We start from the raw sequence: 26,188 nt of genomic DNA on the forward strand, positions 1-26,188 counted from the left end.
ATGGTAACGAACCGGTTCGTTTGACGATCCCGCGGCGGTCTGGCACGCTCACGGCGAGCATTCGAACCATCTAGTTCGTTCGGTTGGAGTCACGATGCCCCGGATCGATCCGGCTGTCCTGCCCGAGCCCGAGCCACCCACGGCCCCCGCGCCACCCGGGCCCACACCGCCCGCGACGACGCCACCGGAACCCGTACCCCGGCCCGCCGCCACGGGCCGGCGACTGCCCCTGGTGATGGCGCTGGCCTGCGGCGTCAGCGTGGCCAACGTCTACTTCCCGCAGGCCCTCACCCCGCTCGTCGCCGACGGCCTCGGCATCGCACCGGGCACCGCAGCGAACCTCGCCACGGTCACCCAACTCGGCTACGCCGCAGGGATCTTCCTACTGGTCCCGCTCGGCGACCGGCTCCCCCGCCGGCCGCTGATCACCGTGCTCCTGGTCGTGACGGCCTGCGCACTGCTGGCCGCCGGGCTCGCCCCGGCCGCCGGCCCGCTGGTCGCGGCCGGCGCGGTCGTCGGCCTCGCCACGGTGGTCCCCCAGCTGCTCCTCCCGCTGGCCGCCGGCCTGGTCGCACCCGACCGGCGCGGCGCCGTGATCGGCACCCTCCAGGGCGGCCTGATCGGCGGCATCCTGCTGGCCCGCACCTTCGGCGGCGTCCTCGGCGAACAGCTCGGCTGGCGCGCCCCCTACCTGGCCGCCGCCGCCCTCACCGCGCTGCTCGCACTCGCCCTCGGCCTGGCCCTGCCCGCCACCCCGCCCGCCGTCCGCGACCGGTACCCGGCCCTGCTCGCCGACACCGTCCGGCTGCTGCGCACCGAACCCGCCCTGCGCCGCTCCGCACTCGGCCAGGCCGCGCTCTTCGGCGGCTTCAGCGCCACCTGGACCGCGCTCGCCCTGCTGCTCACCGGCCCGCCCTACCGGCTCGGCGCCCAGGCCCTCGGCCTGCTGGCCCTGATCGGGGCGGCGAGCATGTTCTGCGCCCCGGCCGCCGGCCGCCGGGTCGACCGGCACGGCCCGGACCGGGTCAACGCCTGGTGCACCGGCGCCACCCTCGCCGCGGCCGCGGTACTCGCCGCCGGCGGCACCGGCGGCGCGACGGGCCTCATCGCACTGGCCGCCGGCCTCCTGCTGCTGGACCTGGCGGTGCAGTGCGGCCAGGTCGCCAACCAGGCCCGGATCTTCGCACTGCGCCCGGAGACCCGCAGCCGGCTCAACACCGCCTACATGACCTGCTCGTTCCTCGGCGGCAGCGCCGGCTCCTGGCTCGGCATCCGCCTCCACGCCCAGCTCGGCTGGCCGGGGGTGTGCGGCCTCGTCGCGCTCACCGCGGCCGCCGCCCTGGCCGCCCTGCGGACCGGGGTCAGGACCGGGGCCGGTCGCTGAGCCGCTTCCAACCGCTTCAACCAAACCACCACGTCACCGTGTCACCGCATCCCGAAGGAGTTCCCATGACGTTCCCGGCCATGCCGCCCGCCGTCCTCCAGTTCTTCCGCGCCTCCCAGGAGGGCGACGCCGACGCCTGGGCGGGGTCCTTCGCCGAGGACGGCGTCTTCCACGACCCGGTCGGCGCGCCGCCGATCACCGGCCGCCCCGCGATCCACGCCTTCATCTCCTCCGTCCTGCCCGGCTTCCGCCCCTTCCTCGGGCTGACGCCGCTGGAGGCGCACACCGTCGGCAGCCACGTCGCCGTCTCCTGGCGGGGCGCGGCCGTGGCCCTGGACGGCAAACCGGTCAACTGGTCCGGCATCAACGTCTACGAGCTGGACGACACCGGCCTCATCCGCGAGGCCCGGGCGTACTTCAACAGCGCCGTCTTCCAGGCCCAGCTCACCGGCTGACCGGCCGGGACGGACCTGATCGTGGCCGGCCCGCGATCAGGTCCGCCCCGGGAGGCCGTCCAGCCGGCGACGCGCCACCGGGCCCAGCGGCGGCTCGTCCGGGTCGTCCAGCGCGCCCTCCACGACCCACGCGGCGAACCGCCGCAGCACCCGCGGGCGGGCATCCCGGCGCCCGGCCGGTGAGGAACGGCGGGACGAGGCCCTCGGGTTCGGTCCATCCGCCCACGAGAACCAGGCCCGCCTCGGCGAGAGCGGTCCGGGGGTCTGCCGTCCACGGGTTCATCCGCCCCACCCGGCCTCAGTCGCCGAGCAGGCGCAGGGCCTGGCGCAGGTTGTGCTCGGCGATGGCGGCCATCGCCTCGCGGGCCGGGAAGGGCCCGTCGAGCAGGCGCAGCGGTCCCGCCGTCAGCGAGAGGCGCTGGGCCAGTGCGTAGAGGGCGAGCCGGTCCTCGTCGAGGCCGTCCGCCGCCAGCGGCCGGTAGTCGGCCCGGGGCAGGCGGATCCGCAGGAAGACGTGCTCCCACTCGACGTCGAAGTACATCGTGCCCTCGATGTCGATCAGCACCGGGCGGCCGTCCGCGTCCACCAGTACGTGGTCGGGCCCGAGTTCGCCGTGCACCACCGGGTACTCGGCGCGCGGGCGCACCGCTGCCGCCAGGGCCCGCAGCCGGTCCGCGCACCGGTCCCGGGCTTCCGAGATCCGGGGGTCGCGCGCGGCCGCCTCGGCGAGGTCGCGCAGCGCGCGGTCCAGCACGACGCCCTCGCACGACGGCCCGTGCGACGCTCCTCCCCCGTCGACCACCGCCACCTTCCCGTAGCGGGGCGCCCGGTGGCCGCGCATGGCGCCCAGTGCCTCGCCGAGCCGGGCCAGGACCGGGGCGGCGGCGTGCGGGTCGCGGGCGAGCAGCTTCTCCAGGCTCTCGCCGGGGACGTCCTCGACGATCGCGAGGTCGGCCGTGCGGTCGGCCGGGTCGTCGGCCGCGGGAGCGGCCGTGCCCGGGGCACTCCCGCCGTCCCGGTGCGTGGCGCGCTCGACGAACCGGAGCGCCGGGACCCGGACGCCGAGCGCGTCCAGCCGCGCGTGCGCGGCCTCGAACAGGTCGAGTCCGAGGCCGGGCGAGAACGGGTCGGCGAGGTCGTCGTCGCCCTCGGCCGCCGGCCAGTAGTTCTCGGTCCGGTCCCAGCGGTAGGCGATCGCCGTCGTCCCGTCGTCCATCCGCAGGCGGTAGACGCCCTTCTTGCTGCCGCCCGCCAGCCGCTCGACCGCTTCCAGCCGCCGCCCGCCGCCCAGCGCGGCCCGCGCCGCACCCGCCAACCGTTCCCGCACCACTGCCCCGCCCCTCGTCGTCCCGGTCGGCGGCACCCTACCGCCGCAGGTGGCGGCTCACGTCGCCGACCAGGGTGATCCGCACCCGCCGCTCGGCGAACCGCCACCGCCCGTCCTCCCCGCGCGCGAAGCGGTCGTGGTACCGGCCCCCGGCAATGGCCTGCAGCGGAAGCCCGGGCAGTGCCTGCAGCACGGTGACGTAGGAGCGGGCGACCGCCGTCCCCGCCGGCTCGTCGACCTCGACCGCCACATTGGTGGTGACGTGCTGGGTCCGCGGTGTCCCGTCGGCGTGGATGATCACCGTCTCCCGGAACATCGCCTCGATCGCCTCGCCGCCGCGCACCGGCTCGCCGCTGCCGACGAAGACGGCGTCGGCGAGCAGGGCGCCGAGGCCCGCGAAGTCGCCGTCGTCCACGAGTTCGGCGTAGCGCGCGATCAGGTTCTCGATCGCCCGGTGGCTCGGCACCGGATCGACGGGCGCGGTCATGGTCTCCCCCGGGGCCGGACGGCGGTCATCTCCCCTGATGTTCCCACGCCTTGATCGGGCGTCGGGTCCTGATGGGGCACGGCGGCGGCGACCACGGGAAGCACCCGGCAGCTCGCCGTGCCCGAGTGGCGAGCGGCGTCCGGCGACTACCGGACGGGTACCTCGGCCAGGCGGGAGATCTCGGCGGCGACGGCCTCCGGTTCGGCGGCGACGGTGACGCGGGCGACGCCGTCCAGGCCCGGGTGGCCGCCGACCCGGACGGAGTGCCGCGCGTTGCGCAGCAGGTCGAGGTCGTTGATGTCGTTGCCGAAGGCGTTGTAGGCGTCGATCCCCAGCGAGGTCAGCGCCTCCCACTTGTTGGTGGTGCCCGGGGCGAAGTCGATGATCGCCTCGTCGAGGTGGTGGTTGACGGTCATCCCGAGCGCGCGGCCGGCCTCGGCGAGGGCCGGCAGGTCGGTCGCGTCGACGACCAGGAACTTGACGACGGCGGGGAGTTCGGCGAGCTCGACCCGGCGGGCGAGGCCGCCCTGGTCGACCCGGCCGCGGATCGGGTGGTCGGCCGGGCCGGTGTAGGCGTAGTCCCACGGGCCGTCGGCGAGGTAGCCGGCCCGGAAGCGTTCGACCTCGGTCAGCAGCCGCCCGAGTTCACCGGCTTCGAACGCGGCCCGCGCCCGCACCTGTCCGTCGACGGAGACCAGGCTGCCGTTCCCGCCGATCAGCGTGGCGGTGGGGAAGGCCCCGTCGAGGACGGGCAGGAGGTCGCGGACCGGCCGGGCGGAGGCGAAGACCAGCTGGTGGCCCGCCCGCTCGCAGGCGTCGAGGGCGGCGAGGATCCGGCTGTCGATCGTCCGCCCGTCGAAGCAGAGCGTGCCGTCGATGTCGAAGACCGTGGTGCGGGCGCTGGAGGAGATCATAAGACGATGCTATCCAGCCGGTGCCGTACACGATCCACCACCGGTCCCGCCCGGAAGCGCCCCCGCGAGCCGGGGCCCTACTGGTAGTCGTCCATCAGCTCGCGGTCCACCGTCATGGCGGCCCGGTCCAGGGCCGGCAGGCCCAGGTGCTCGCAGATCAGCGCGGTGAGCCGCTGCTCGTGGTCCGGGCTCTCGGCGAACTCGCCCCCGATGCCCAGCCCGGCCGCCGTGACGAGGGGGGCCAGCGCGTTGGGCCAGCGCTCCCCGACGTGCTCGGCGCCCTCGTAGTCGACGCACGAGGAGATCCGGCCGTCCCGGTAGTGGTACGCCTTGGGGCCGTGGGCCTTGACGATGCAGGGGTTGGGCACGAACACCACCAGTTCGGCGCCCTCGGGGCAGAGCCCGCGGTAGTCGATGTCGTCGTAGTCGTTGCGGGACGGGTTGAGCATGGGGTGCACGATCACGCCCCACTCGCCGGGCGCCGGCTCCTCGCCCCGGGCGAAGGGCGGACGGTGCCGCGCGGTCAGCCCGTCGGCCACGGCGGCCCGGGTGGTTCCCCGGAAGTACACCAGGACGGTCTCGTCCTCTCCGTAGCCCCGTCCTTCCAGCCAGTCGATGGGGCCCCGGTGGATCCAGTCGTAGTCGGTCATGATCGACACCGTAGCCCTCGGCACCGACACGGCCCCCGGGGCAGTCGGAACAGGAAGTCGGCCCGGCCGACTTCCTGCTCCCGAGGCCGGGACGGTCACGCGCGGGCCGACCCGTTCGCCGGCCGCGCCGCGCGGCGGTGCCGACGGACGGCGTCGCGGTTGGCACAGCGCTGGGTGCAGTAGCGCTTGCGGCCGGTCCGGGTGGTGTCGGCGAAGACGGTGGCGCACTCGGCGACGGCGCACCGGCCGAGCCGGTGCATGCCGCGGCCCACCAGGTGGAAGGCGGTGCCGACGGCGATCAGGGTGGACAGCACGGCCCCGAACGACTGGTGGTCGTCGCGGTAGTGGAGGTGCCAGCCGCCCGTGTGGTCGGTCAGCCGGGGGTGGGCGGCGTCGGCGGCGAGCATCCGGTTGAGCCGCTCGGCCCGTTCGCGTTCGCCGGTCGCGTCGACCACCGACTCCCAGGTGTCCAGCAGGGCCAGGATGCGTGCCAGGTCCGCCGGCCGGACCGGCCCGTCGACCACCAGCCCGGCCGCGCGGCAGCGGTCCGCCAGTTCCTCGGCGGTCCCGGGGCGCCGGTTGGCCAGGGCCGCGGCCAGGTGCACGGCGCTCTCGCCGTAAGGGTTGAGGTGCATAAGACCATGACAGCAGGCTGCTGGGCATGCGTCAGCACACCGACACCGGAAAGCCTTCCGCTCCGACGACTTCCACCTCACCGACTTCCGATCCGACGACTTCCGCACCGGCGGCTCCCGGGGACACCGCCCGCCCGCTCCGGTACCGCTGGGTGGTCCTGGCCGTCGCCACCGTCACCCAGGCCGCCTCCGGCTTCTTCGTCCAGGGCATCGGGGCGATGGCCGTCCCCCTGCAGCACGCGCTGGACCTCAGCACCAGCCAACTCGGCCTGCTCCTGTCGGCCTCCCAACTGGTGCCGCTGGTCGGCCTGTTGGTGGCCGGCGAGCTGCTGGACCGGTACAACGAGCGCTGGGTCGTCGGCCTCGGCGCCGCCGTGGTCGCCGCGGCCCTGCTCCTCGGCAGCCTGGCGCAGGGGTACGCCTCCCTGCTGGCCGTCCTGCTGGCCGTCGGCGCCGGGTACAGCACCGTGCAGCCCGGCGGCAGCAAGTCGGTGGCCTCCTGGTTCGACCCGGCCCAGCGGGGGCTGGCCATGGGCGTCCGCCAGGCCGGACTGCCGCTTGGCGGGGCGCTCGCCGCCGCCGTGCTGCCGCTGGTGGCCGTGGCGTACGGGTGGCGGGCGGCACTGGTGGTCGGCGGGCTGGTCGCGCTCCTGGGCGCCGGGCTCTTCACGGCCCTCTACCGGCGCCCGCCGACCGTCCCACCGGTACGCCCCGCTCCCGCCCCGGCTCGCGGCCTTGCCCCGGGCCCCGTGGCACCGACGGCCTCCGTCCGCGCCCGGCTGCGGATCCTCCGTGAACCGGCCATGGCCAGGCTCCTGTTCTCCGGCCTGGCCCTGGTCTCGGTGCACAGCGGCATCGGCGTGCTCGGCGCCCTGTACCTCCACGACGTGACGGCCCTCGGCCCCGGCGCCGGCGCCGCCGTCCTGGTGGCGGTCCAGGTCGCGGGGGCGGTCGGCCGGATCGCACTGGCGGCCTGGAGCGACCGGAGCCGCGCCGGGCGGTACCGGCCCGTCCTGGTCTGCCTGGCCGCGGTGGTGGCCGGGCTGGTGGTCCTGACGACGCCGGCGGGCCGGTCCCCCGCCGCGGCCGCCGTCCTGTTCACCTGGCTCGGCTTCTTCGGGATCGGCTGGTACGGCCCCTGGGTGGCCCACCTGGCGGAGTCGGCACCGCCCGGCCGGACCGGTTTCGCCCTCGGCCTGGTCATGGCGGTCAACCAGGTGGCCGTCGTCGTGGTCCCGCCCGCCCTCGGGCTGCTCCGCGACACCACCCACGGCTTCACCGCCGCCTGGGCGGCCCTCGCCACGACCACGGCCGTGACCCTCGCGGCCACCGCCCGCCGAGGTGCCGACGGGCGCGGCACCCCTCCCCGGCCCGGGCGGCACACCGCCGGGTAGCGTACGGCCGTGAACAACGAGACGCCTCCCGGGTGGTACCCGGTCCCCGGCCCGGACGGCGCCCCGGGCCACGAGCGCTGGTGGGACGGCAACGCCTGGACCGGCGACGTCCGGCCGGCCCAGGGCGCCTACGGCTACCCGGGCCAGGAGGCGTACCCGGCGCAGCAGGCGTACCCGGCCTACCCGGTTCACCCGTCCCAGCAGGCCTACCCCGGCGCGGGCTACGGACAGCCCGGCCCCGGCTACCCGCCCCCGGCCCCGACTCCCAAGCGGGTCAAGCCCGGCGTGCTCATCAGCATCGCGGTCGGCGTCCTGGCGATCGGCGGCAGCGTCGCCGGGATCGCGCTCAGCAACGGCGGCGACCCGGCGGCGGACCCGACCACCGACCCCACCGTCCCCGTCACCAGCAGCACCGGCCCGACGACCAGCCCCACCCCCGCCCCGAAGCCGTCCACGCCCAAGCCCGCCCCGGTCCTCCGGAGCACCGTCGCGGACAAGCAGCACTCGATCACCCTGCCGCTGTTCGAGGGCTGGGAGGTCTCCGCGACCGACACCCCGCAGTGGTCGGTCTACCTCGGCAGCGGCCGCTACACCTGCGCGAACGGCAAGGCCTGCATCCGCGGCCGGTTCTCGGTGGAGAAGAACACCGTCCAGGGCGACACCCCCAAGGCCGCCGCCGACGCCGCCATGCCGACGGTCGCCAAGCAGATCTTCAGCGGGATGGCCTCGCAGACCGACTACGGCTCGGGCACCATCACCGTGGCCGGCGTGGCCGGGTACGCGACCCGCTGGCACATCACCAACACCGACGGCACCCAGGGCTTCGTCCTGCTGGCCGCCCTCCCCGCCAAGGGCGGCGGCTACGTGGTCTTCGACGGCGGCGTGGACGAGGACCCGGCCGCCCCGGACGTCTCGGTGCTCGACCAGATCCTCCTGGGCGTCAAGAAGGACGACACCCCGACCAGCGGCACCTGACGCACCGCTCCAGGACGCCGGCCGCCCGGTTCCACGGCGGCGGGGCGCTCCGGAATCCACGACACGCCTCCACCACGGCGGACGCCACAGGACCAACCCGGCGAGGGCACCCGCCCCCCGGCTACGCCGTTTGGTCGCCCGGGAGTTGGTCCGGGGCCGAGGACGGCGGGAGGGGGCGCGGGCGGGCAGTGGGGCGGTCGCTGCGGCGCAGGACGAAGACCACCGGCAGGGCGATCAGGCTGGGCCCGGCGAGCAGGCCGGCCAGCCACTGGCGGCCGTCGAGGCCGACGAGCACCGAGCCGACGAGCATCCCGGCGGCGAGCACGAAGCCGGCCACCAGGCCGCCGACGTAGAGCTGGTGGGCGCGCTGGTCGCGGCGTTCCCGGGCCGCGATCCGGGCGCGCTCGGTCGCGTGCTCCTCCTTGAGGCGGACCGTTTCGAGGGACGCCCGGTGGCGTTCCCTTGCCGTCTCCCGGGTGTGCTCCCGCTGGAGTTCCAGTTCGAGGTGCTCCAGGGCCACCCGCAGGTGCTCGGGCGGGAGTTGGGCCCACTGGGTGGCGATCTCCAGGGCCGTCGGGCGGCGGACGCGGCCTTCCTCGGGGGTGGTCACCGGTCGTCACCTCGGGGTGCGGGGGCGGACTGGTCGGGGCCGTGGGCGGCGCCCGGCGGCGGGCCGAGGCGGAGGAACAGCCGCTCCAGGCCCGTGGCGACGGTCTCGGCGGCCGCCGGGGTCAGCGGGTCCTGGGCGTACTCGTGCAGGGGACGGTACCGGGAGGCGGCACCGCTCCCGACGATCACCAGGTCGTCGTCCCGCTCGGTGGAGTCGATCCGCTCCGGGAGGACGGCGCGTCCGGCGACGGGGCCCTTGACGACCGGCGGGCCGGCCGGGTCCCCCATCTCCCAGACCACCGAACTCTCCGGCAGCGGGGCCGCCCGGCCGGGCGCCGGCCCGGCCGCGGAGCGGGGCGCGCCCCACGAGGCGACATCCCCTCCCCGCCCGGCCCCGCTCCCCCGCCGCCGCGGCCACAGGACCGCCAGCAGCACCAGCACGGCCGGCCCCGCCGGCACGGCCGCCCACCAGCCGATCCCGGTGGCGGCGTACAGCGTCAGCGACACCGCCCACACCAGGGCGACCGAAACGCCGTAGGCCACCTGTCTGTTCCGCATCCCGCCCCCGCACCCCCTCCGACCGGTTCGAACTCAGGCCCGAGCTTCGACCCGAGCCTACCCACGACGAGGGCCCCTCGACCGGACAACCCGGACGAGGGGCCCACGAAGTGACGTCGGATCAGCTGTGCTGCGGCGCGGGCAGCGTCGCCGATCCCCCGAGCAGCGGCCACTCCCGGTGGAAGGGCGGCAGCGGCAGCTTGCCCTCGATGATCGGGGTGCCGAAGACCTTCAGGTGGGCGAGCAGCGAGCCGTTCAGGTCGACGCCGCCGACCAGTGACCAACTGCCCTGCACCTGCGGCGGGTTGCCGGAGGAGTCGGCGACCAGCGAGCCCTCGGCCTGGGCGCGCAGGTAGGGGGCGACGGTGGCCTCCACGCCGACGGTGTCGTACAGGCCGAGGCTGATCTCGGCGCCGAGCGCGGCCCGCACGCCCGCCTTGCCGTTGAGCCGCACGTGCACCGGGGTGACCTTGGTCTCGGCGCTGGTGACCGGGGCCCAGCCCTTGCCGCCGGTGTAGTCGGCGCGGACCGCCCAGGTGCCGGTGGCGTCCTGCTCCGCCTCCAGGTGGACCTGGCCGTCCGCGCTGACCTCCAGGTAGCAGGTGAGGCCGAGGTTGACGACCACCGGCAGGCCGGCGACCGTCAGCACCGGGCTGGCCTGCAGCTTGGCGAAGGGCACCCGGATGGGCGCCGCGCCGGTGCTGCGGGCGGCGTCGCCGGCGACCTTCCACTGCGCGTGGGCGCCGAGGTCGAAGCCGATCGAGGCGGTGCGCGGGCTGCCGGCCGCGGCGCCGTGGTAGGCGAAGTGGACGGCCGGGTGGAGCTGGAGCGAGCCGGAGGCGTCGAGGCTGGCGCCGTCGGGCAGCGGGACGGGGGCCTTGAGGTTCACCTCCAGGGTGCCGGAGGCGTCGGCCTGGACGCCGTTGCCGGTCAGGCCGGCGGTGGCCTTGAGGTCCTTGACCAGCGGGGTCACCGTGATGCCGTGCGGGTCGACGGGGACGTTGCCGTCGGCCTCGGTGCCGCCGAGGAGTTCGGCCAGGGTGGCCGGGCGGGTGGTCAGGGCGAGTGTATTGCCCGCGCCGGGGCGGACGCCGGTGACGGCGACCAGTGCGCCCTGCGGTGCGGCGGCGGTGGGCGGGCTGGCGATCAGCTGCCCGGGCTGGACCGCGGCGGTGGCCGCGCTGGGGGCGGCACTGGGAGCGGCGCTCGGTACGGCGCTGGAAGAAGCGCCAGGAGCGGTGCCGGGGGCGGCAGTTGGCGAGGTCGGGGCCGTGGCGCCCGGCCCCGTCGCCGACAGCACCGCCGTCCCGCCCGCCGGGTCGTACGCCGTCAGCTGGAGGTTCTTCGTCGCCGCCGTGACGGCGCCACCGTCCTTGCCGGGGCTGCCGATCGCGGCCTGCTGGTCGCCGGCGGGCGCGGCGGTGACGGGCGCCTTGCCCGGGGTCGGACGGCCGGTGGCGGGACTGGCCGCTCTGGCGTGCGGGGTGGCACCGGCGGGCCGGGCGGCGGCGGCCGGGCTGCCCCCGGCGGCGGTCGCGGCCGGGTCGGCGACGGTGGCGGCGGCCGGTTCGGCACCGGCCTGGGTGGTGCCGGGGTCGGTCGGCCCGCACGCGGTGGCCCCGGCGAGGATGAGGGTGAGGGTGAGGACGGCGGGGCCGGAGGCCCTGCCTATGGAACTTTTGAACACGCGGCGTCATGTTACTGACGAGGAATAAGTTTGTCGAAGACAGGCCAAAAAAGCCAGCCCGATCAGGTTTAACCGCAGGTCAGCGGAGGCGTGCCGATTCTCCCAGCCGCGCCGCCGGCAGCGGCGCCCCGTCCGGGACCACAGCGGAAGCCCCGCCGCCGCCCGACAGCTCCGCGAGGTACCGCGAGCGCGCCATCGGCTCGGCCCCGAGGCTCCGCACGTGCGGCCCGTCCCACTGGGCGTCGAGCAGCCGCCCGCCCGCCGCGCCGAACCGCGCCCCGAGGTCGGCGACGGCGACCCGGGCGGCGTCCGGGCGGCGGTGGAACATCGAGTCCAGACTCAGCACCGGCCCGACCGCGATCCCGAACACCCCGCCGATCAGCTCCTCCCCCTCCCACACCTCCCCGCTGTGCGCCGCCCCCAGCTCGTGCAGCCGCACCAGCAACGCCGCCAACTCCTCGGTGAGCCAAGCCGGTTGACGGCCCTCGGCGCACGCCGCCAGCACCCGCCCGAAGGCCCGGTCCGCGCTCGTCCACCACGTGGACCGGTTGCGCAGCCGCCGCGCCAGCCGGCTCCCGAGCCGGACGCCGTCGGGCGCGATCACCGGCCGGGGGTCGGGCGACCACCAGGCGAGCGCGTACGGGTCCGCCCCGCCGGGCAGCAGCGCCACCTCGCCCGCCTCGACGGCGTCCCCGTACACCGCCTCGTTGTACGCGCTCGCGTAGACGTCCGCCGCCGGCAGCGGGAACAGCCCGCGCCGGTACGCCGCCAGCAGCCCGCCGGGGCCGAGCGCGCCGAGCGACCCGCCGAAGGCCACCGGGCCGTCGCCGGGCCCGTGCCGCACGTCCAGCGCGCCGAGCACATCCAGTGCTTCGAGCGCGTCGGAGGGGCTCACGGCGACGCCGCCCGCAGGAAGCCCTCCCGCTCCAGCCCCGCCAGGTAGTGGTCGATCAACCCCGCCTCCACCGGCGGCAGTTCGATACCGCTCCCGGCCAGCGCCGCGTCCGCGTTCGCCCGCTCGAACAGCGGGAACGTCGGCCGGAAGTACATCTCGCTGACCGACAGCTCCGACCCCGGCGCGCGGTCCACGAACAGCGGGACGAACGGCGCGATCGGGTGCGTCGGGTTCCCGGCGGCGAACCGGACCAGCCGCCGCACCCAGTCCTCGTACGGCAGCGGGGCGATCCGGTGGCCGCGCGCCCGCAGCCGCTCGGCGAGGTCGGCGAGGGTGCCCGGGCGCGGGGAGGTGAGGTGGTAGACCTCGCCGGCGGCGGGTGCGTGGGCGGCGATGTGCGCGATGGCCCGGGCGAAGCGGTCGGCGGGGACGAAGTCGAGCAGCAGCCGTACGTCCGGGTAGGTCCCGCTGTCGGCCAAGTAGGCGATCAGCGCGCACAGTTCGGTGCCGGTGTTCATCGCCCCGGACGCGAGGTCCCCGGTGACGTCGTTGGTGCGCAGCACGGTGACGGGCAGCCCGGCGGCGGCCGCGTTGTGCAGCAGCTGTTCGGCGACCCACTTGCTCTCGACGTAGCCGACGCCGAGCCGTTCGGGGTGGGCGAGCAGGGTGCGCTCGGTGACCTTCGGGACGCCGGCCGCGCCGAAGCCGGCCAGCACGGCGAGGGTGGAGAGGTAGTGCACGGGGATGCCCCGACTGTGCCCGGCGAGCCGGACGACCTCCCGGGTGCCGCCGACGTTGGCCGCACGCAACTGGTGGTACGGGTAGAGGAAGTTGACCTGTCCGCCGAGGTGGTGGATCGCGTCCAGGTTCCCAGCCAGCCAGTCGAATTGACGGTCAGTCAGGCCGAGCTTCGGTCGGGTGAGGTCCCCGACCAGCGGCACCACCCGCCGGTCGGCGAGGTCCTGCCGCAGGAAGCGCTGCCGCGCCGCCCGCAGCCGTTCCAGCGCGTGTTCCTCGTCGGGCGCGCGGACCAGGCAGTGGATGCGCGCCCGGGTGGTGGCGAGCAGCGCGTGCAGCAGGTGGGCGCCGCAGAAGCCGGTGGCGCCGGTGAGCAGGATCTCGGCGGGTTCGGCACGGGAGGGCGCCGGGCTCCAGGACTGCCGGAGGTCCTCGGTGAGCCGGGCCTCCGCGAACCAGTCGACCGCGGCATCCCGTACGGCCCCGGCGGGGGTGTCCGCGCGCGCCGCCGACAGCGCCGCCGCGAAGGCGCGCAGGACGGGCTCGCGCAGCAGCGCCCGGGTGAGCGTGCGCACCTGCCCGACGCCGATGCCGAGCAGGATCCGGGCCCGCGCCAGCATCTCCATCGCGAGCAGCGAGGTGCCGCCGAGCGCGAAGAAGTCGCCGTCCGGGCCGACGTGTTCGACGCCGAGCAGCTCCGCCCACAGCTGTCCGACGGCCGCCTCCAGCGCCCCGGCTCCGGCGGGGTCGGGCGCGGGAGCCGGCGAAGGGGCCGCCGGGGGAACGGGAGCCGACGCCGGGGAGCGCACCGGCGCGTGCGGCAGCCGCCGCCGGTCGATCTTCCCCGCCGCCGTGAGCGGCATCGCCTCCAGCGGCACGAATTCGGCCGGCACCAGGTACTCCGGCAGCCGGTCGACCAGGAACGCCCGGAGCCCCGGAGCCCCGACGGCCGTCCCGGAGGCGGGCGTGTAGTACGCGGTGAGCGTGCGGCTGCCGTCGGCCGCCTCGCCGTCGGCCGCGACCCGGGCCTGCCGGACACCCGGGTGCGCGGCCAGGACGGCCTCGACCTCGGCCGGGTCCACCCGGTGCCCGCGCACCTTCACCTGGTCGTCGAAGCGGCCGAGGATCTCCAGCTGCCCGTCCGCCCGCCAGCGCCCGGCGTCGCCGGTGCGGTACATCCGCTCGCCGGGCAACGGCGCGTACGGGTCGGGCAGGAAGGACTCGGCGGTGAGCCCGGCCTGCCGCCAGTAGCCCCGGGCCAGTCCGGGCCCGCCGAGGTGGATCTGCCCCTTCTCCCCGGGCCGGACGGGGCGCAGCCGGGCGTCCAGCACGTGCACCCGTACCCCGGGCAACGGCCGTCCGATCGGCACGGGCGCGGCCGGGGTGCCGCCCGCCCCCGCGGAGCTTCCGCCGCCCCCGTCGAGCAGCTCCGCCGTGACCTCGCAGAGCGTCGAGGTGACGGCCGCCTCGGTGACCCCGTACGCGTTGAGCAGCCGGGCGCCCGGCAGCCGGTCCAGGCAGTGCCGGCTGTCGGCGGCGTGCACGGCGTCCCCGCCGACCACCACCAGGCGCAGCCCCTGGGGGCCGGGCCCGCCGGGCGGGAGCAGGTCGAGCAGGTGGTGCCAGTAGGCGGGGGTGAGGTCGGCGACGGCCAGGCCCAGCCCGGGCAGCCGGCCGGCCAGCTCGGTGGGCGCCCAGGTGCCGCCCGCGCCGCCGCCCCCGCCGAGCACCACCGTCGCGCCCGCGAGCAGCGCGCCGAACGCCTGCTCCAGCGCGGTGTCGGAGCCCAGCGCGGCCAGGTGCAGGACGCGTTCGCCGGGGCGCAGCCGGTAGGCGTGGACGATCCGGTCGAGGGTGAACAGCAGTGCGCGGTGGGTGACGGGGACGCCCTTGGGGCGCCCGGTGGTGCCGGAGGTGTAGATCAGGTAGGCGAGGTCGTCGGGGACGGCGCCGTCGTCCCCGGCGAAGAACGCCCCGGGGTTCAGGGGCTCCCCGCCGTCCTCCGGCCCGAGCACGGACACCCCGAGCACGGACACCCCGGGGACGGACACCCCAGGGGCGGACACCCCCAGGACGGACGCCCCGGGCGCCTCCGGGAACCCGTCACCGTCCGCGACCACCACCCGCGCCCCGCAGTCCTCGACCAGCCGGGCCAGTCGCCGCGGCGGGTGGGCCGGGTCCAGCGGCAGGAAGGCCCCGCCGGCCTTGAGCACGGCCAGCCAGGCGGTGACCAGGCCCGCCCCGCGGTCCAGGCAGACCGGCACCACCTGCTCCGGGCCGGTCCCGCGCGCCCGCAGCGCGGCGGCCAACCGGTCGCTGCGCAGGTCGAGTTCGCGGTAGCTCAGCGTGGCGTCCGCGGCGATGACGGCGACCGCGTCCGGGTCGTGCGCCGCCCGCGCGCGGAACAGCCCGTGCACCGTGTCCGCGAATCCGGCGACGGTGTGCGGGAATCCGGCCGACGGGTCCGCCGATCCGGCCGCCGGGTCGGCGATTCCGCCCGCCGCCCGCCGTACCGGGGCGCCGTCGGGGAAGCCCAGCCCGGCCGGGCGCCACTCGCGCTCCACCCAGTCCCGGCAGTCGGCCCGTCCGGCCGGCCCGTGGACCTGCTGCCAGCCGGCCGGGACGGTCAAGTCGCCCGGCCAGATCGCATACTGACCGTTGCCGTTGCGGACCACGGCGTGACGGCCGGAGCTCGCATCCGTTCGTACGCCCTGTGCGCTGTCTACTGCGTCGTCCACCGGCTTGACCTCGTGCTGTGGCGGCAGAATGCTGGGGAGTGCGACATTTCCGACTATACGCACTCCTGCCCCGTCGAGGACGTCCGGTCGCACCCCCCACCGGACGCCTCGCTGCTGCGCGAAAGCGCTCATCCGCCCCACCCGGACCGGCTCCAACGCCCGGCCCGTCCCGTCCTCACCCGAACTCCCCCGCCCGACCGGCGGGGTGATGTCGTGGAGGAGGTAGCCTCGTTGACTCGCCGGCGACAACACCTGATGGTCTGTTACCTGCTCTGGATGGTGCTGTTCACCGGCATCTACTACGCGAATCCCGGCCAGCGGATCATCTGGTGGACCGGCATCGGCCTCGGCGGCGTCGCCGCCATCGTGGTCGGCGTCCGCCTCAACCGTCCCGCGCACGCGCGCTACTGGTACGTGCTGGCGCTCGCCAACCTCAGCTTCACGGTGGGCGAGGTGGTGCAGGCCGTCCAGCTGGACATCCTGCACGTGCCCAACCCGTTCCCGTCCGTCGCGGACGGCTTCTACCTCGCCGAGTACGTGCTGTACGCGGTCGGCGTGCTGGGCTTCATCCGCTGGCGCACGGCCCGTCAGGACCGCGCCGGGCTGCTCGACGCCCTCGTCCCCACCATGGGGCTGGCCCTGCTCGCCTGGATCTACCTGATCCTCCCGTACGCCCGGAACCCGGACCTCGACTGGTTCCAGAAGGCCGTCTCGATCGCCTACCCGCTCGGCGACGTGGTCGTGCTCGCCCTGCTGCTGCGGCTGCTGACCCCGCGCGGCGGCAACTCCCGCTCCCTGCAGCTGCTCGCCGTCGGCTCGCTCGGCATCATGGTCTCCGACGTGCTGTACGGGCTGATCCAGCTGCACGGCACCTGGCACATCGGCACGCCGGTCGAACTCGGCTGGGCCGCCTTCTACACCGCCTGGGGCGCGGCGGCGCTGCACCCGTCGATGGTCGAGCTGACCCGGCCGGTGCCGACCCAGCAGCCGGACCTGAGCACCGCCCGGCTGGTGCTGCTCACCCTGGCCTCGCTGATCGCCCCGGCGATCCTGATCATCGAGGCGCTGGCCGGCAACACCAGCAACGCGGGCGTGATCGGCGCCTTCTCGGCGGTGCTCTACCTGCTGGTGCTGGCCCGGCTGGCGGTGGTCGTCTCCGCCCGCAGGCAGGCCGTGGCCCGCGAGCGGGCGCTGCGCGAGGCGGGCGCCCGGCTGACCGCGGCCGTCACGGTGGGGGAGGTCGCGGACGCCGTCCAGTCCGCCGCCTCCACCCTGATGCCGGCCGAGGCCGGGCACGTCGCCCTGCTCTCCGTCGCCGAGGCCGGGGTGCTGCACGTCCGGCACGCCGGGAGCGACACCCCCCGGCCCACGCCCGGGGACACCGCGCAGTCCGACCGGGTGCTGGAGCTCGCCACCGCCCGGGAGACCGTGCTGCTGCCCGTCGGCTCCCTCGGCCTGGACCCGGCCGCCACCCCGGCCGACGGCGGCCTCCTCGCCCGCCTCGGCGGCATGCCGTACGCCCTGGTCTGCCCGCTCACCCTCGCCGAGCGCCCCTCCGGCGACCCGCTGATCGGCGCGCTCGTCGTCACCGGGACGGAGCAGGAGCTGGCCGGCCTCTGGAGCTCGCTGGAGATCCTCGCCGCGCAGGCGGCCCTCGCGGTCGAGCGGGTGGTGCTGAGCCGCGAGGTCACCCAACGCAACAGCGAGCTGTACTTCCGCACCCTGGTGCAGAACGCCAGCGACGTCATCCTGATCCTCGACGCCGACGACGGCGTGCGCTACGCCTCCCCGTCCGCCGCGACGGTGCTCGGCCGCCCCGACCTGGCCGGCACCCCGCTGACCGACCTGGTCCCGCCCGAGGACAGCCGGGAGGTCGGCAAGGCGCTGGCCCGGATGCGCGGGACCGCCGAGCCGCCCCGGGGCGAGCAGCCGCGCGAGCACTGGCGGCTGCTGCGCCAGGACCGCACCCCGATCGAGGCCGAGGTCCGCTCCGACGACCTGCGCGCGGACCCGACCGTCGGCGCCCTGGTGCTCACCCTGCGCGACGTGACCGAGCAGCGGCAGATGGAGCGCGAGCTGACCCACCGGGCCTTCCACGACTCGCTGACCGGCCTGGCCAACCGGGTGCTGTTCCAGGACCGGGTCGGGCACGCGCTCTCCCGGGGCGAGCGCAGCGGGGCCGTCACCGGGGTGCTCTTCATCGACCTGGACGACTTCAAGGTGGTCAACGACACCCAGGGGCACGCGGTCGGCGACGAGCTGCTGGTCGCCGTCTCGCTGCGGATCTCCACCGCGCTGCGCGCCTCGGACACCGCCGCCCGGCTCGGCGGCGACGAGTTCGCCGTCCTGGTGGAGGACGCGAGACGGCCCGCCGACGTGGACACCATCGCGTCCGGGGTGCTGGCGGTGTTCGCCGAACCGTTCAAGCTCACGTCGGGCACGGTGCGGGTGACGGCCAGCATCGGTGTGGCGACCACCGAGGACAGCGTGGACGCGACCGAGCTGCTCACCCACGCCGACCTCGCGCTCTACTCCGCCAAGGCGGCCGGCCGCCGCCAGTGGCGCCACTACCGGCCGGCCCTCCAGACCGGCATGGTGGAGCGGCACGAGCTGAACGAGCACCTCGACTCGGCGATCGCCGAATCGGCCTTCCAGCTGTACTACCAGCCGATCGTCGACCTGCGCACGGGCGATCTGGTCGCCTTCGAGGCGCTGGTCCGCTGGCCGCACGACCGGCGCGGCATGGTGCTGCCCGACGAGTTCATCGCCCTCGCCGAGGAGAGCGGCCAGATCGTCCCGCTCGGCGCCTGGGTGCTGGAACGCGCCGCCCAGGAGGTCGCCGCCTGGCACGCCGCGAGCTCGGTGGCGCGGACGGCCGCCGGCCGGCCGCCGCTGCGGGTCAACGTCAACGTCTCGGCCCGCCAGTTCCGCGACGCCGGCTTCGTGGACGTGGTCCGCCGGGCGCTGGCCGCCACCGGCATCGACCCCCACACCCTCGTCCTGGAGCTCACCGAGTCGGTGCTGATGCGCCGCGACGACCGCGTCCACGCCGACATGGCCACGCTGTCCGGACTCGGTGTCGGCATCGCCATCGACGACTTCGGGACCGGCTACTCCTCGCTGTCCTACCTGCGCGAGTTCCCGATCTCCCTGCTCAAGATCGACAAGTCCTTCATCGACGGCCTCGGCCACTCGCCCCAGCAGTACGCCCTGGTCGAGGGCATCACCCGGATCGCCGACACCCTGGGCGTCCAGGTCATCGCCGAGGGCATCGAGCACCCCGACCAGCGCGACCTGCTCGCCGCCATGGGCTGCCCGCTCGGCCAGGGGTACCTCTTCGCCCACCCCATGGACTCCCCCCACGCCCGCGCTCTGGTCCGCCGGACCTCCTACGAGCCGGTCTGAAATCCTCCCCGGCTACACCTTCCGCAGGGCGCGCGACAGCACCGTGAGCAGCGCCAGCGTCGGCCTCGCGTGCCCCGCCTCGACGGCCCGGACGTCGGCCTCGGCGAGGCCCGTGCGGACGGCGAGGTCGGGGAGGGTGAGACCGAGGGCGGTGCGGCGGGCCCGGACGGCGCGGGCCAGGGCGTCGGCGGGATCGCCGTCCGGGTGGGCGGGGAAGTCCTCGATCAGGGGGCGCGCCAGATCCACCGAACTCTCCTCATCGGCCTGCGGGGCGCACAGTTTGACACGCCGTCAGCCCTGGACGGCCCCAAGCGGAGGTCAAGGTTCCTTGACCTCCGCTTGGGCCTCCCCCGCCGTCAGGAGTCGGCGCGGACCAGGTCGAGCAGCCCCGGAAAGCGCTGGTCGAGGTCCTCGCGGCGCAGCGTGGCGGCCCGGCTGTTGCCGCGGTCGACCTGGCGGATCAGGCCGGACTCGCGCAGCACCCGGAAGTGGTGAGTGAGGGTGGACTTGGAGACCGGGAGGTTGAACGAGGCGCAGGTGCGCGCCGCCCCCTCGCCCTCCCGCAGCAGGGCCGCGACCACGCCGTAGCGCAGCGGGTCGGCGAGCGCGCCCAGGACGGTGCGCAGGTCCATCTCCCCGGTCGAGGGGTGGCCTTCGGCGTCGGGCATCGGTTCCTCCTCCGCAAGGTATGGGTTGCATCGTACCTCGGCGCCGTGGCAGCTTTAGGTTCGATCAAATCCGTACCTGGCCACCCCGTGGCCGGTTCAAGCCTGGAGTCACACCCCCTTGAGCACGCAGCCCACACAGGCCGCACAGCCGACACAGGCCGTGCCGGCCCTGCCGTCAGACGCCCCCGACCAGCGACGACACCCCGCCCGCACCCCCGTCCTCGCCGCCGTCCTCCTCGCGGTCTTCGTCGTCCCGATGTCCATCTCCGGCACCGCGGTCGCCCTCCCCCGGATCGGCGCCGGCACCCACGCCGACCTCGCCCCGCTCCAGTGGGTGGTCAACGCCTTCAACGTGGCCTTCGCCTGCTTCACCCTGGTCTGGGGCTCGGTCGCCGACGTCATCGGCCGGGCCAGGGCCTTCGCCGCCGGTGTCGCCCTCTACGCGCTCGGCTCGCTCGCCAGCGCCGTCGCCGCCGACGTGCTCTGGCTGGACGCCGCCCGCGCCCTCACCGGCATCGGCGGCGCCGCGATCTTCTCCTGCGGTGCGGCGATCCTCTCCACCGTCTTCGACGGCCCGGCCCGCGCCCGGGCCTTCGCGCTGTTCGGCACCGTCGCCGGGGCCGGCGTCGCCCTCGGCCCGTCGCTGGCCGGCGTGCTGGTGCAGGGCCTCGGCTGGCGCTGGGTGTTCGCGGTGCACGCCGTCGCCCTGGCGTTCGTCCTGCTCGCGCTGCCCGTGATCGCCCGAGCCGTGGCCGCCACATCCGCCGGCACCGGCGGCGGGCGGATCGACGTCCCCGGCAGCGCGCTGTTCGTGCTCGCCATGGTGCTGCTCACCACCGCCATCGTCCAGGGCTCCCAGTGGGGTTGGGGCAGCGCGGGCGTGCTCGGCCTGTTCGCCGGCGCGGTCGCCGTACTCGGCGTCTTCGCGGCCGTCGAGCACCGCAGCGCCCACCCGATGCTGGACCTCGGCCTGCTGCGCGACCGCCGCTTCCTCGGCCTCTGCCTGGCGCCGGTGGCCGCCTCCTTCGGCTTCGTCACCGTGCTCACCTACCTGCCGAGCTACCTGACCGCCGTCACCGGCCGCGGCACCGGCGCCGCCGGGCTGCTGATGCTGCTGCTCACCGCACCGGTGCTGGTCCTGCCGATGCTCGCCGCCAGGCTGGTCGCCCGCGGCGTGCGCCCGCTCACCCTGGTCCTCCTCAGCCTGGCCTGCCTGGTCGCGGGCGACCTCGCCCTCACCCTGCTCTCCCCCTCCGCCACCGTGCTGCTGCTCGCCGCCCCGATGCTCATCACCGGCGCCGGAATGGGGCTGTCGGCCGGCCTGGTCGACGGCCAGGCGCTGGAGTTGGTCGACCCGGCCAAGGCGGGCATGGCGGCGGGCTTCCTCAACACCCTGCGCCTGGGCAGCGAGGCCGTCGCCGTCGCGGTGTACGGCTCCGCGCTGGCCACCGTGCTCGGCACCCGGGTCTCCGACGGCATCGGCGCGCACCCGGGCGCCGCGCGGGCCGGCGAGGTCGCCGACCGGGCGGCCGGCGGGGACCTCGCGGGCGCCGCCGAACTCTCCGGCGCCACCGACCACCGCGCCTTCACGGGCTTCCTCGCGCACGCCTACGACTCCGCCTTCCACTCCGTGCTGTGGGGCCTGGCGGCCGTCGGCGCGCTGCTCGCCGTCCTCATCGCGCTCCTGCTGCGCGGCTCCTCCGCCAGGACCACGGCCTGACGGACGCCGACCGGCCCGCCGCCACGAGGGCGACGGGCCGGGGCAGGAGCGGCGGGCGGATCAGCCCAGCGGCAGCTCCAGCCGGGACTCGTTCCCGCGCGGCGAGCCGATGGTGACGGTGCCCTGCTTCGCGGCGTAGGAGTACAGCTGGTCGCGGCTGTTGACGACCAGCACCACCCGGTGGCCGACCGGCACGTCGTACGCGGCCGGCTGGAGCTGCCAGTCCACGGTGGTGTCCTGGCCAGGGGTCAGATCGAGCACGGTGTACGGCTCGTGGGTGATGATCCGCGCGGTGCCGTCCGGGGCCACGTCGAACAGGTAGGCCACCAGCGTGGCGGCCTCCTCGGTGCTGTTCACGGTCAGCCGGACCGACGCGGCGCCCCGGATGCGGCGGGCCGTCTCGCCGCTGCCGGTCAGCGGATCGGTCGACCAGACCAGCAGGTTCTCCCGCTCGAACTCGGCCAGGACGTACTTCCGGGGGTTGCCCGTCCACTCCTTCTGGCCGGTCTTCAGGACCTCGTCCACCGCGGTGGCCTTGGTCTCCAGGCCGGCGGCGAAGCTCCGCGACCAGCCGGCGTTCTGCTTGTCGGCCAGCGCGCCGTCACCGTCGCCGTTGACGCCGGTGAGGTACCAGGCCTCCGTACCGGTGGTGACGTCCGCCCACGAGTCGTGGCCCTCCCGGCGGGCGGCCTCGGTGATCCGCTGCCCGCCGCCCAGCACGGGCTTGGTCTTGTAGCTGAACATCACCTGGTTGCTCACCTGTCGGCGGTTCGGCGCCTCGTTGTCGACGCCCAGCAGGTGGTGGTCCAGGAAGTCGTAGGCCTCCTTCAGCGGATCCGCCAGACCGGGGAACGGCAGCTGGGTGAGCAGGCCGGACAGGCCGGCGCCCTCGGGCGCGCCGTGGTCGCCGATCCACAGGTTCAGCTGCTTCGGCACGTTCAGCCGGTTGAACGTCTCGATCACCGAGGAGGCCGGGAAGAGGGTCTCGTGCCAGGTGTTGGAGACGAAGGTCGGGATGCCGCGCGCGTTGGTGATGTCGGCGTAGGCCTCCGGCGAGCGCTCGGTGCCCCAGGCGACCACCTCGTCGAGGTTCCGGCCGGTCGCGAAGCTGTCGAGGATCTCCAGGGTGACCGCGTCGAACTTGTCCTCCTTCTCGCCGCCGGTGAAGCCGATCAGCAGCTCGACGGCCTTCACGTGCCGGGTGCCGTTGGCGTAGAGGCTGGTGGCCAGGTTGCCCCAGGTGCTCAGCGCGACGACGGCGGCCACCCGGTTCGCCGGGTCGTGCGCGGCGACCAGCTGGCTGATCCCGGAGCCGTAGGACTCGCCGAGGAAGCCCACCCGGCTCGGCTCGAAGTGCTCCATGGCGTAGTCGATCACCGTCGACCCGTCGGCCCAGTCGTAGGGCCCGGCGACGTCGACGAACCCCTCGGAGGTGGAGATCCACCCCGGGAAGCCGATGCCCCGGGGGGTGTAGGCGAGGACGTGGTAGCCGCGCTGCGCCAGCTTGAGGTACGCGTACACGAAGGGCAGCCAGCCGACCGGGCTCCAGCCCGCGGGCACGATCACCACGGGGCGCGGCTGGTCGCCGTTCAGCTTGATGGAGAACGCCGAGAGGCGGACGCCGTCCCCCGAGGTGATCCTGGGCACGCCGATCGTCGCGATCCCCCGCACCGCGGCCACCAGTTCGGCGAGCTCCGGCGGCAGCTGAACCGTCTCGTCGCCCTGGAGGGCCGCCAGCAGGCCGTTGCCGAGGTCGATGACGGCCGGGTTGACGGTGGCGGCGCCCGGGCCCCACAGGCCGTTGTCGGCGACGGAGGCCAGCGTCGCCTCGGTGATCGACGGGGAGGAGTTCGGCTCGGTCATGCGGAATCACCCTTTCCTGAACGGATTATCGAACGGCTTCCTGATCAGAAGAGGGGTCGGCGAAACTGACGAACCGTCGGATTCGCTCGGACCGGTGATTCATGGGTGACTTCCCCCGGCAATTCCCAAACCGTGGTAAGGCGATGTCATCCGATCGAGTCCACCGCCGAGGCGATCAGCTCCCGGGCCCGGTCGCCGTACACCGCCGTGCCGGACAACTTCTCGAAGGCGTCCAGGTAGTGGGCGATCTCGCGGGGCCGGGTGACGGTCAGGCTCGCCGTGAGGGTCTCCACCTCCACCTGCTCCTCGTCGTAGACGCTGAAGGTCTCCAGCGGCCACACCTCCCGCTCCGCGCCCGCCGGGACGATCCCCAACGAGACGGCGGGCAGCGCGGTCGCGGCCAGCAGGTCGTCCAACTGCCCGCGCATCACCCCGGCATCCCCGATCCGGTGGCGCAGGACCGACTCCTCCACCAGCAGGGCGAACCGCCGCCCGCCCTCCCGGACGATCCGCGAGCGCGCGAGCCGGGCGTCGACCGCGTCGGCGACGTCGTCGGGGGTGCCGTGGAAACGGGTGATGGCGGAGAGCAACGCCGTTGCGTAGCCCCGGCTTTGCAGGAACCCGGGGACGAGGGAGGAGCTGTACACCCGGAACACCCTGGTGCGCTCGAACAGCGGTACGTAGGAGTTCTGCAGCCGGGTGAGCCCGGTGCGCTGGAGCCGCCGCCACTCCACGTACATCGACTCGGCGGAGCGCGTCGCGGCGATGAGGTCGGCCGACTCCTCCTCTGCCCCGCAGAGCCGGCACCAGGTGCGGATGTCCTCGTCGGACGGCGAGGTCAGCGCGTTGATGATCCGGGAGGACTTGGAGGGGTGCCAGCCGGCCCGGAGCGCCAGCTCGCGCCCGTTGAACCCGGCGTCGCGGCACAGCTCGCGCAACCGGTCGGCGACCTCCTTGCGGACCGCCACCGCGCTGCTGGACGGCATGACTGAGGGCATGGTTCACCTGCCTGGGAATTGTCGGGGTGGACGGCGCACTCCCCGTGCGGCTCCTACCGAGAAGCGTAGCCGCGCACCGCCGCCGCGCCCGAGCCGATTGCACACAGTTGCAGCGGAGTTGGGGAGCAGAACGGAAGGCTGACGAACGGCCGCGCGAAACCGGGTCGCCACGCACCGGGACGGCGGGCCAGACTGCCGGGGTGGACACTCGTCGGCCTTGCCCCTGCTGCGGCCATCTCGTCTTCGACGTCCGGGAGGGGTGGCCCGGTTCGTCCGTCGTCTGCCCGGTCTGCTCCTGGGAGGACGATCCGACCCAGCTCCGCCGGCCGCTCCTGCCGCGCGGCGCCAACAGCGTCTCGCTGGTGCGGGCCCAGCGGAACGTCCAGGAGTACGGCGCCTGCGACCAGCGCGGCCGCCGCTTCGTCCGGCCGCCGACGCCGGACGAGCCGCTCGACCCCGCCTGGCGGCCCATCGACCTGGCCACGGACGTCTTCGAGGACCGGGCGGACGAGGAAGGCCACCCCTGGCCCGAGGGCCGGTCGGTCTGGTGCTGGTGGCTGCCGTCCTTCCCGGGCGCCACCGAGGACCCGACACCGAGCGTGCCCCGCCTCGTCACCATCGACGTCGGATCCGTCCGCAACGAGAGCGGTCTCCACGCCGTCCTGAAGCGCGAACTCGGCTTCCCGGCGTCCTACGGCAGGAACTGGAACGCCTTCTGGGACGCGATCACCGGCCTGGTCGCGATGCCCCGCGAGCTGTGCTTCACCGGCTGGGCCGAGCTGGAGCGCGAGGTCCCGTCGTCGGCGGCGCTGCTCCGCAGCCGGCTGGCCGAATTCGCCACGGCCGAACGGGACTTCACGGTCGTCTACGACGAGTAGCCGACCGAGGCCGAAGCCCGTCCGGCAGGGCCCGTCGCGAGCAACTCCCCACCGGTGACGGCACAAAGGCCTATCGGCCGGCCCCTCAGCCCGGCACAATCACCGGTATGACGATCACCCCCGGCGTGCCGCCCAGGCGCAACCTGCCGATCGCCCTCGCCCGCAGTTTCCTGACGGGTGGCGTCATCGGAGGCTCGCTCGCCGGGCTGGTCGTCGGCGTCGTCCTGGAGAATGTGCCGCTGCTCGTCGGCGGCCTGGGCGTGCCGATCGGCTACGGCCTGCTGTACCTCCTCGCCGGCTGGCCGCGGCGGGCGCGGGAGGCGGCCGTCGTCCCGCGTACGGCGCTGGCGGTGGTCGAGGGCCGGACCGTCCCCGAGGGCCAGGTGACCGACCGGGCGGTGCGGTTCGACCTCACCGTCGTACCGGACGACGGGCCCGCGTTCCGGGTGGAGCTCACCCAGGACATCAACGTCGCCGACCTCCCCGACTACGTGCCCCGCACCGTCCTGGTGGTCCGCTACCCGCCGGACCGGCCGACGGACATGCGGATCGTGAAGCGGCCGACCCCGGAGTGGGAGGAGCGGGCGGCCGGAGCCCGACTCGACTCCGCACCCGAGGCGACCAGGCTGAGCGAGCCTCCCGAGAGCCGTGCCGTCGGCTTCGTCGGGCTCCTCGGCCTGCTGCTCGCCGCCACGGCCGTCGTCTTCCTGTTCCGCGCGGACCTGTTCGAGCAGCGGCCCGCCGAACCGCCGTCCTCCTCGGCGGACCCCTCGGTCTCCTCCTCATGGTCGGCCGAGGTGGTGACGGGCGGGTCCGGCACCGTCGTGCTCGGCGCCGGCCAGTCCTTCCTCGACGACGGCGCGTTGGGCCGGTCGATCGACTCCGTGACCCGGAACGGCGAGTACGGCCCGGTGACCACCCTCCAGGTGACGGACAACCTGCTGGCGGTGACGTTCTCCTCGGCCGGCACGAAGGCCCGCGAGTTCGACCCGAAGTCGCTGCCCTACGAGCGGTTCCCCGCCCTGGTCGAGGAGGCCAGGACCACCCTCGGCGTCCACGCCCCGCAGGCCTGGAGCATCACCGTCCTCCGCACCGACGGCCCCGTCACCATCACGGTCAGCGTGACCGGGCCCGGGGGCGCCGCCGTGCTGGAGGCGGACGGGCAGGGCCGGGTGCTGCGGCGCACCTCGGCGCACTGAACCACGGACAG

Annotated in this window: 22 protein-coding genes; 8 read left to right on the forward strand and 14 right to left on the reverse strand. The window is 74.9% G+C overall.

Annotated elements, in window-relative coordinates:
• The first annotated feature begins 235 nt into the window (after positions 1-235).
• Positions 236-1,384, forward strand: coding sequence for an MFS transporter (locus tag ACFCY1_RS12605; protein WP_375874560.1), 1,149 nt, complete (start codon positions 236-238; stop codon positions 1,382-1,384).
• A 65-nt stretch (positions 1,385-1,449) separates the two neighbouring features.
• Positions 1,450-1,839: a nuclear transport factor 2 family protein gene (locus tag ACFCY1_RS12610; protein WP_049655217.1), complete on the forward strand. Its 390-nt coding sequence runs from the start codon at positions 1,450-1,452 to the stop codon at positions 1,837-1,839.
• A 298-nt stretch (positions 1,840-2,137) separates the two neighbouring features.
• On the opposite strand, the gene ACFCY1_RS12615 is transcribed toward ACFCY1_RS12610, so the two are convergent.
• The 5 genes from ACFCY1_RS12615 to ACFCY1_RS12635 form a co-directional block, all read right to left on the reverse strand.
• Positions 2,138-3,169 carry an aminoglycoside phosphotransferase family protein gene (locus ACFCY1_RS12615; protein ID WP_375874485.1) on the reverse strand — a complete coding sequence of 344 codons (1,032 nt, stop codon included), beginning with the start codon at positions 3,167-3,169 and terminating at the stop codon, positions 2,138-2,140.
• 34 nt (positions 3,170-3,203) lie between these two features.
• The gene (locus tag ACFCY1_RS12620; RefSeq protein WP_375874486.1) at positions 3,204-3,653 is read right to left on the reverse strand and encodes a nuclear transport factor 2 family protein; all 450 of its coding nucleotides are present in this window, start codon (positions 3,651-3,653) and stop codon (positions 3,204-3,206) included.
• A 146-nt stretch (positions 3,654-3,799) separates the two neighbouring features.
• Positions 3,800-4,567: an HAD hydrolase family protein gene (locus ACFCY1_RS12625; protein WP_375874487.1), complete on the reverse strand. Its 768-nt coding sequence runs from the start codon at positions 4,565-4,567 to the stop codon at positions 3,800-3,802.
• 77 nt (positions 4,568-4,644) lie between these two features.
• Positions 4,645-5,217: a hypothetical protein gene (locus ACFCY1_RS12630; RefSeq protein ID WP_234348521.1), complete on the reverse strand. Its 573-nt coding sequence runs from the start codon at positions 5,215-5,217 to the stop codon at positions 4,645-4,647.
• A gap of 95 nt (positions 5,218-5,312) precedes the next feature.
• Positions 5,313-5,852 carry a CGNR zinc finger domain-containing protein gene (locus ACFCY1_RS12635; RefSeq protein WP_375874488.1) on the reverse strand — a complete coding sequence of 180 codons (540 nt, stop codon included), beginning with the start codon at positions 5,850-5,852 and terminating at the stop codon, positions 5,313-5,315.
• Positions 5,853-5,878: 26 nt separating this feature from the next.
• Here ACFCY1_RS12635 and ACFCY1_RS12640 point away from each other — a divergent pair, with 26 nt between their 5' ends.
• Both ACFCY1_RS12640 and ACFCY1_RS12645 read left to right on the forward strand, forming a co-directional pair.
• Entirely contained in the window at positions 5,879-7,246 is a 1,368-nt protein-coding gene (locus ACFCY1_RS12640) for an MFS transporter (RefSeq protein ID WP_375874489.1), read from the forward strand.
• Between the two features lie 9 nt (positions 7,247-7,255).
• Positions 7,256-8,221, forward strand: a complete 966-nt coding sequence (locus ACFCY1_RS12645; protein WP_375874490.1) for a DUF2510 domain-containing protein — start codon at positions 7,256-7,258, stop codon at positions 8,219-8,221.
• Positions 8,222-8,342: 121 nt separating this feature from the next.
• Here the strand turns inward: ACFCY1_RS12645 and ACFCY1_RS12650 are convergent, their stop codons facing one another.
• From ACFCY1_RS12650 to ACFCY1_RS12670, 5 genes are all read right to left on the reverse strand, one after another.
• The gene (locus ACFCY1_RS12650; protein WP_375874491.1) at positions 8,343-8,831 is read right to left on the reverse strand and encodes a hypothetical protein; all 489 of its coding nucleotides are present in this window, start codon (positions 8,829-8,831) and stop codon (positions 8,343-8,345) included.
• Complete coding sequence (locus ACFCY1_RS12655; RefSeq protein WP_375874492.1) at positions 8,828-9,373, reverse strand: hypothetical protein; 546 nt, start codon at positions 9,371-9,373, stop codon at positions 8,828-8,830. Before ACFCY1_RS12655 ends, ACFCY1_RS12650 begins: the two co-directional genes overlap by 4 nt.
• Positions 9,374-9,509: 136 nt before the next feature.
• Entirely contained in the window at positions 9,510-11,075 is a 1,566-nt protein-coding gene (locus ACFCY1_RS12660) for a hypothetical protein (RefSeq protein ID WP_375874493.1), read from the reverse strand.
• A gap of 79 nt (positions 11,076-11,154) precedes the next feature.
• On the reverse strand, positions 11,155-11,970 hold the full coding sequence (locus ACFCY1_RS12665; protein WP_375874494.1) for a leucyl/phenylalanyl-tRNA--protein transferase: 816 nt from the start codon (positions 11,968-11,970) through the stop codon (positions 11,155-11,157).
• Positions 11,967-15,446 carry an amino acid adenylation domain-containing protein gene (locus ACFCY1_RS12670; protein WP_375874495.1) on the reverse strand — a complete coding sequence of 1,160 codons (3,480 nt, stop codon included), beginning with the start codon at positions 15,444-15,446 and terminating at the stop codon, positions 11,967-11,969. The genes ACFCY1_RS12665 and ACFCY1_RS12670 overlap by 4 nt, the downstream gene beginning before the upstream one ends.
• Before the next feature lie 231 nt (positions 15,447-15,677).
• On the opposite strand from ACFCY1_RS12670, the gene ACFCY1_RS12675 reads away from it, so the two are divergent.
• Positions 15,678-18,851 (forward strand): putative bifunctional diguanylate cyclase/phosphodiesterase, encoded by a 3,174-nt coding sequence (locus ACFCY1_RS12675; RefSeq protein WP_375874496.1) that lies wholly within the window; start codon positions 15,678-15,680, stop codon positions 18,849-18,851.
• Between the two features lie 12 nt (positions 18,852-18,863).
• Here ACFCY1_RS12675 and ACFCY1_RS12680 read toward each other — a convergent pair whose 3' ends face one another.
• The gene (locus ACFCY1_RS12680; protein WP_049650998.1) at positions 18,864-19,097 is read right to left on the reverse strand and encodes a helix-turn-helix transcriptional regulator; all 234 of its coding nucleotides are present in this window, start codon (positions 19,095-19,097) and stop codon (positions 18,864-18,866) included.
• Positions 19,098-19,207: 110 nt separating this feature from the next.
• A complete protein-coding gene (locus ACFCY1_RS12685; RefSeq protein WP_074004133.1) occupies positions 19,208-19,519 on the reverse strand; it encodes a helix-turn-helix transcriptional regulator in 312 nt (103 codons plus the stop codon).
• Positions 19,520-19,637: 118 nt separating this feature from the next.
• On the opposite strand from ACFCY1_RS12685, the gene ACFCY1_RS12690 reads away from it, so the two are divergent.
• Positions 19,638-21,239: an MFS transporter gene (locus ACFCY1_RS12690; protein ID WP_375874497.1), complete on the forward strand. Its 1,602-nt coding sequence runs from the start codon at positions 19,638-19,640 to the stop codon at positions 21,237-21,239.
• Between the two features lie 60 nt (positions 21,240-21,299).
• On the opposite strand, the gene ACFCY1_RS12695 is transcribed toward ACFCY1_RS12690, so the two are convergent.
• Complete coding sequence (locus ACFCY1_RS12695) at positions 21,300-23,102, reverse strand: CocE/NonD family hydrolase C-terminal non-catalytic domain-containing protein (protein ID WP_375874498.1); 1,803 nt, start codon at positions 23,100-23,102, stop codon at positions 21,300-21,302.
• Positions 23,103-23,248: 146 nt separating this feature from the next.
• Positions 23,249-24,088 carry a helix-turn-helix domain-containing protein gene (locus ACFCY1_RS12700; protein WP_375874499.1) on the reverse strand — a complete coding sequence of 280 codons (840 nt, stop codon included), beginning with the start codon at positions 24,086-24,088 and terminating at the stop codon, positions 23,249-23,251.
• A gap of 212 nt (positions 24,089-24,300) precedes the next feature.
• Here ACFCY1_RS12700 and ACFCY1_RS12705 point away from each other — a divergent pair, with 212 nt between their 5' ends.
• Together ACFCY1_RS12705 and ACFCY1_RS12710 are read left to right on the forward strand one after the other, a co-directional pair.
• On the forward strand, positions 24,301-24,978 hold the full coding sequence (locus ACFCY1_RS12705; RefSeq protein WP_375874500.1) for a CPCC family cysteine-rich protein: 678 nt from the start codon (positions 24,301-24,303) through the stop codon (positions 24,976-24,978).
• Positions 24,979-25,085: 107 nt separating this feature from the next.
• The gene (locus tag ACFCY1_RS12710) at positions 25,086-26,177 is read left to right on the forward strand and encodes a hypothetical protein (RefSeq protein WP_375874501.1); all 1,092 of its coding nucleotides are present in this window, start codon (positions 25,086-25,088) and stop codon (positions 26,175-26,177) included.
• Positions 26,178-26,188 lie beyond the last annotated feature (11 nt).

It is taken from the genome of Kitasatospora sp. NPDC056273 (assembly GCF_042268845.1).
GTDB lineage: Bacteria > Actinomycetota > Actinomycetes > Streptomycetales > Streptomycetaceae > Kitasatospora.